The 5,146-nt window shown below is 63.5% G+C and carries 5 protein-coding genes and 2 pseudogenes; 4 read left to right on the forward strand and 3 right to left on the reverse strand.

Annotation, left to right across the window (positions count from 1 at the left end; translation table 11 throughout):
* Together NKJ20_RS33780 and NKJ20_RS33785 are read left to right on the forward strand one after the other, a co-directional pair.
* A pseudogene (locus NKJ20_RS33780) lies at positions 1–393 on the forward strand (IS5 family transposase); the annotation flags it as partial.
* A pseudogene (locus NKJ20_RS33785) lies at positions 393–533 on the forward strand (isoprenylcysteine carboxyl methyltransferase); the annotation flags it as partial. The pseudogenes NKJ20_RS33780 and NKJ20_RS33785, both read left to right, overlap by 1 nt.
* Positions 534–550: 17 nt before the next feature.
* On the opposite strand, the gene NKJ20_RS33790 reads toward NKJ20_RS33785, so the two are convergent.
* Positions 551–1,303 carry an SDR family oxidoreductase gene (locus NKJ20_RS33790; protein WP_352749912.1) on the reverse strand — a complete coding sequence of 251 codons (753 nt, stop codon included), beginning with the start codon at positions 1,301–1,303 and terminating at the stop codon, positions 551–553.
* 121 nt (positions 1,304–1,424) lie between these two features.
* Between NKJ20_RS33790 and NKJ20_RS33795 the strand changes: the two genes are divergently transcribed.
* Positions 1,425–2,069 (forward strand): TetR/AcrR family transcriptional regulator, encoded by a 645-nt coding sequence (locus NKJ20_RS33795; protein WP_352458407.1) that lies wholly within the window; start codon positions 1,425–1,427, stop codon positions 2,067–2,069.
* 104 nt (positions 2,070–2,173) lie between these two features.
* On the opposite strand, the gene NKJ20_RS33800 is transcribed toward NKJ20_RS33795, so the two are convergent.
* Positions 2,174–3,070, reverse strand: a complete 897-nt coding sequence (locus tag NKJ20_RS33800) for a LysR family transcriptional regulator (protein ID WP_023678345.1) — start codon at positions 3,068–3,070, stop codon at positions 2,174–2,176.
* Between the two features lie 98 nt (positions 3,071–3,168).
* Positions 3,169–4,143 carry a thioredoxin-disulfide reductase gene (trxB, locus tag NKJ20_RS33805; protein WP_352469805.1) on the reverse strand — a complete coding sequence of 325 codons (975 nt, stop codon included), beginning with the start codon at positions 4,141–4,143 and terminating at the stop codon, positions 3,169–3,171.
* A 255-nt stretch (positions 4,144–4,398) separates the two neighbouring features.
* Here trxB and NKJ20_RS33810 point away from each other — a divergent pair, with 255 nt between their 5' ends.
* Complete coding sequence (locus NKJ20_RS33810; RefSeq protein ID WP_352749915.1) at positions 4,399–4,875, forward strand: Lrp/AsnC family transcriptional regulator; 477 nt, start codon at positions 4,399–4,401, stop codon at positions 4,873–4,875.
* Positions 4,876–5,146 lie beyond the last annotated feature (271 nt).

The following is a 5,146-nucleotide window of genomic DNA, read 5'->3' on the forward strand; positions in this document are numbered from 1 at the left end:
CCACGTGGTCGTCGATGCGTGCGGGCTGCCGATCCGGCTCGGCCTGACAGCAGGGCAAGCCCATGACGGGCAGATCGTCGATACATTCCTCGACCACCTCGGTCCGCGCGCCATCGTGCTGGCGGACAAGGCCTATGATGCCGACCGCATCCGGGAGCTGATCCAGCAGCAGGGTGCCACGCCGAACATCCCGGCCAAGCGCAACCGGAGTGGAAACCCTGCTTCAGCAAGCGGCTCTATCGCGAGCGCAACCTGATCGAGCGGTTCTTCTCCAAGCTGAAGCACTTCCGTCGCGTCGCCACCCGCTACGACAAGCTGGCTGCCAACTTCCTCGCCATGATCCAGCTCGCTTCGATCAGGCTATGGCTTCGCGCTAATGAGTCTACGGCCTAGTCATCGCCGCGGCCGCCATGATCTCCTTCGTGAGACTATATGAGGAACCGACGCTTGCCCGCCGCTACGGTGACGAATATGAGGCCTATCGCCGTGCCGTACCAGGCTGGCTGCCCCGCCTGACACCTTGGCGCGGCTGAGGCAGGCTCCAAGGCCGTCACCACGGCAGCGGGCCGTCCTCGTTCGAGAACGTGCCCGTCGGGCCGTTCGCATCGAGAAGGGCGAGGCGCACGGGCTCCCGCGCGGCCTGTTCGACGGTGCGCGGACCTTGGAAGTTGTTGAGCTCCGTCGCGGTGTAGCCCGGGCAGGCAGCGTTGACCTTGATGCCGGTCTCCTCGAGCTCGATGGCGAAGGCGAGCGTCATCGCGTTGACGGCCGTCTTCGACGGGTTGTAAACGGCGCCAAACGAAGTGCGGTACGGAAAGGCCGGATCCGCGTTCAATGTCAGCGAGCCGGCGCCGCTCGATACGTTGACGATACGCGCCGCCGGCGCCTCACGAAGGAGCCGCAGCATCGCTTGCGTGACGGCGACGATGCCAAACACGTTCGTCTCGAACACCGCGCGTACGTCGTCGAGAGAGGCAACACTCGGGCGGCCCGAGTTGATGATCTCCTCGAACGACGTGCCGGGCTTTCCCGCATGGGAGATGCCGGCATTGTTCACCAGCACGTCGAGGCGGCCGAGTTCGATGCGGATGCGCTCTGCCGCGGCGGCGATCGACGCCTGATCGGTGACGTCGAGCTGCAGGGCGTGGGCATCCTCTCCGATGCTATTTGCGGCTGCCTCGGCATGCTCGAGCCTGCGCGATCCTACGAGCACGGTAAGGCCGTTCGCCGCGAGGTCCTTGGCGATCTGAAGACCGATGCCCTTGTTGGCCCCGGTGACCAGGGCGACGGGTTTGTCCTGCATGGTAATCTCCTTTTGTGCACCGATGTGTGGCCAACACCGCTTTGCCGTGCTAGATACAAGTCAAACGGAACCACGTTCCACATATATCCGGAACAAGGTTCCGTTTGCAAGAGGTAATTTGATGGGCGAAAAAACGCCGAACGGCAAAACGGATCAAGGCGATGGTCTGGAACCCCGCGACCGCGCGGATCGCCACGTGCGCGCCGACGCACGGCGCAACATCGACGCGTTGCTCCGGGCGGCCATGGCGGTGTTCGCGACCTCCGGCGTGGAGGCTCCGGTGCGAGAGATCGCGGAAAAGGCTGGCGTCGGCGTCGGCACCGTCTACCGCCATTTTCCACAGCGCTCGGACCTGATCGTGGCCGTCTTCCGCAACGAGGTTGACGCCTGTGCGGACGCCGCGCCGATCCTGGCCGGAAAGCATGAGCCCGGTGAAGCGCTGGCCCTGTGGATGCAGCGCTATGTGGATTTCATCACGGCAAAACGCGGCCTCGCGGCAGCCTTGTACTCAGGCAATCCGGCATTCGACACTTTGCCTGCCTATTTCAACCAACGGCTCCGGCCCGCGCTTCAAACATTGCTGGAGGCGGCGGCCGCGGCCGGCGAGGTGCGCGCCGATATCGAGCCGGGCGACCTGTTGGGGGCGGCCGCCAGCCTTGCCATGCCGGCACATGGCGGCGGCCCTGCCCAGGCGCGGCGCATGGTTGCCCTGCTGGTCGACGGTTTGCGCTACGGCGCCAGCACGCTGGCGGATACGCGTTCCTAAAGCGCGTTGCGTTCGACCGACCTGATGCGACGCGCTTTAGGTTCTTGTTTGATGCATGTCCTTATCGCAAAACCGCTGCACGCTTTTGCGCGACATGCATTAAATCAGAACGACCAGCTGCGCGCCTTGGCGATGATGAAATCGCGGAAGACATGCAGCTTCGCCTGGTTCTTCATCGCATCGGGATAGGCGAAATAGGTATCGAAGGACGGCACTTCGGTCTCGGGCAGCAACTGCACCAGTCCGGAATCCTTGCTGACCACGTAATCCGGCAGCATGGCGATGCCGGCGCCGCCCTGCACCGCCCGCTTGATCGACAATATGTCGTTGATCTGCAGCGTCGGCACCCTTTGCCCGCCTTCGAAATCGCCGACCGTCTCCAGCCAGTTCAGTTCCGACAGATGCGCCGGCACCGGCACGCCGAAGGTGACGATGCGATGGGTTTTCAGCTCGGCGATCGAATTCGGCTTGCCGTATTTGTTTACATAGGATGGCGCCGCGTAGAGATGGAAATGCACGGTGAACAGGCGGCGCTGGATGAGGTCCGGCTGCTGCGGCTGGCGCAGCCGGATGGCGCAGTCGGCCTGGCGCATCGTGAGATCGAGCTCCTCATTGGCCAGGATGAGCTGCAGGCTGACCTCGGGATAGAGCTCGATGAATTCCTGCACGCGCTCTGTCAGCCAGCCGGCGCCGAGGCCGACCGTGGTCGTCACCCTGAGCACGCCGGAGGGCCGGTCCTTGGTTTCGGTCAGTCGCGACTTGATGGTTTCGAGCTTCATCAGCACGTCGTGCGCCGTGCGGAACAGCATCTCGCCCTGCTCGGTCAGCACCAGGCCGCGGGCATGGCGATTGAACAGCGGCACGCCGACGTCATGCTCGAGCGCGCTGACCTGCCGCGAGATCGCCGATTGCGACAAATGCAGTGTTTCCGCGGCATGGGTGAACGACCCCGCTTCCGCCGCGGCGTGAAACACGCGTAGCTTGTCCCAATCCAACGCCATGATTTCCCCTCGTCCTGTTTTCTGGCGTCCGCCTGTTTTCGGCGTCTGAATGAAAAATCAGGCTTTTGCGCGGCTTTTCTCAGCCGCTTATCGAACAATCACTCCGCCGCTTCGCGGTGAACCTCGATCCCCGCCAGATATTTTTCCGCCTCAAGCGCGGCCATGCAGCCGAGACCGGCCGCCGTCACCGCCTGGCGGTAGATGTCGTCGGTCACGTCGCCGGCGGCGAACACACCCGGCATATCGGTGCGGGTCGAATCCGGCGCCGTCCACAGATAGCCGTTCGGCTTCTGCTTCAGCTTGCCGGCAAACAGCTCGACCGCCGGCGCGTGGCCGATCGCCACGAACACGCCGTCGACCACCAGATGCATCTCCTGCCCGGTCACCACGTTGCGCAGCTTCAGCCCTTCGACCGACGGCGGCAGCGGCGCCTTGCCGGGCCTGCCGGTGATCTCGTCGACCACCGTGTCCCAGATGATGCGGACATTGTCTTTCCGCAGCAGCCGCTCGCGCAGGATGCGCTCGGCGCGGAAATCGCTGCGCCTGTGGATGACGGTGACGCTCTTGGCCAGGTTGGAGAGATAGAGCGCTTCCTCCACCGCCGAATTGCCGCCGCCGATCACCGCGACGTCCTTGCCGCGGTAGAAGAAGCCGTCGCAGGTGGCGCAGGCCGAGACGCCAAATCCCATAAAGGTGTGTTCGCTCGGGATGCCCAGCCATTTGGCCTGGGCGCCGGTGGCGATGATCAGCGCGTCGGCGGTATAGATCGTGCCGGAATCGCCCTTGGCGCGGAACGGCCGCACGTTGAGGTCGACCTCGGTGATGATGTCGTTGACGATGTCGGTGCCGACATGCTCGGCCTGCCTGAGCATCTCGCTCATCAGCCATGGACCCTGGATCGGTTCGGCGAAGCCCGGATAGTTTTCGACATCGGTGGTGATCATCAGTTGCCCGCCCTGCTGCAGGCCGGCGACCAGCATCGGCTTGAGCATGGCGCGGGCGGCATAGATCGCCGCCGTATAGCCGGCGGGGCCGGAGCCGATGATGAGAACAGGCGCATGCTTGGTGATCATGAAAAACCTCTGCGGGGAGCAGCCATGGATTGTGGCATGAACTCTCGTCGATTGTTGCGCGTAATGTAAGTGTTGCCTGCGACGCCAGCAAGGCAAGTTGCCGTTCGTCCCCGGAAAGCTTCGGCGCCGGCGACGGCGACAAGCAACCCGCAGCAAGATGATGCGAAAATCCTCGATCCAGCGGATGGAATAGACAGCAAAGTCGTTTAATTACAAAGTCGCGAAAGATTCTTTCGCGTCACCACGGAAGCCACCATGCCGATCAAGGCCGATCTCGATGCCATCGACTGGAAGATCCTGCGCGAGCTTCAGCAGGACGGACGCATGACCAATGTCGAACTGTCGAGCCGCGTCGGCATTTCGGCGCCGCCGTGCCTGCGCCGCGTCAGGCGGCTGGAAGAGGCCGGCATCATCCGCGGCTACCGCGCTTTGCTCAACGCTCCGGCGCTCGGCCTCGACGTCGTCGCCTTCTGTCTGATCGGCCTGCATCACCAGGCCGACGCCGAACTCAAGACCTTCGCCGAGCGCACCCGCGGCTGGCCGATCGTGCGCGACGCCTGGATGGTGTCGGGCGAGTCCGATTTCCTGCTACATTGCGTGGCGAGCGATCTCGGCACCTTCCAGACCTTCGTCATCGAGGAACTGGCCTCGGCCCCCAATGTCGATACGGTGCGAACCGCGCTGACCATCCGCCGGGTCAAAGACGAAGGGCTGGTGGCGTTTTCGGGTTGAGAGAGCAGGCAAAGCGGCTGCGAAACAAAAACCCGGAAACAAAAAACCCGCCTCGGCGGACGGGATCGTCGGTGGAAATCATCACCATACCCAAATTATTAGCATAGCTGCCGGCACAAAGCAAGAACAAAATTGCGCCTTCAGCGTTAGAATGCGGCTTCATGCCAGCTTGGGTTCCTCGCCCCACGAAAGTGGGGAGAGGTGTCTCGGCGAAGCCGCGCCCGAGAGGGGAACCGCGCTCTACGAAGCCCCCTCTACGGGGGGGGGGGGG

It is taken from the genome of Mesorhizobium sp. M0185 (assembly GCF_040322175.1).
Classification (GTDB): domain Bacteria; phylum Pseudomonadota; class Alphaproteobacteria; order Rhizobiales; family Rhizobiaceae; genus Mesorhizobium.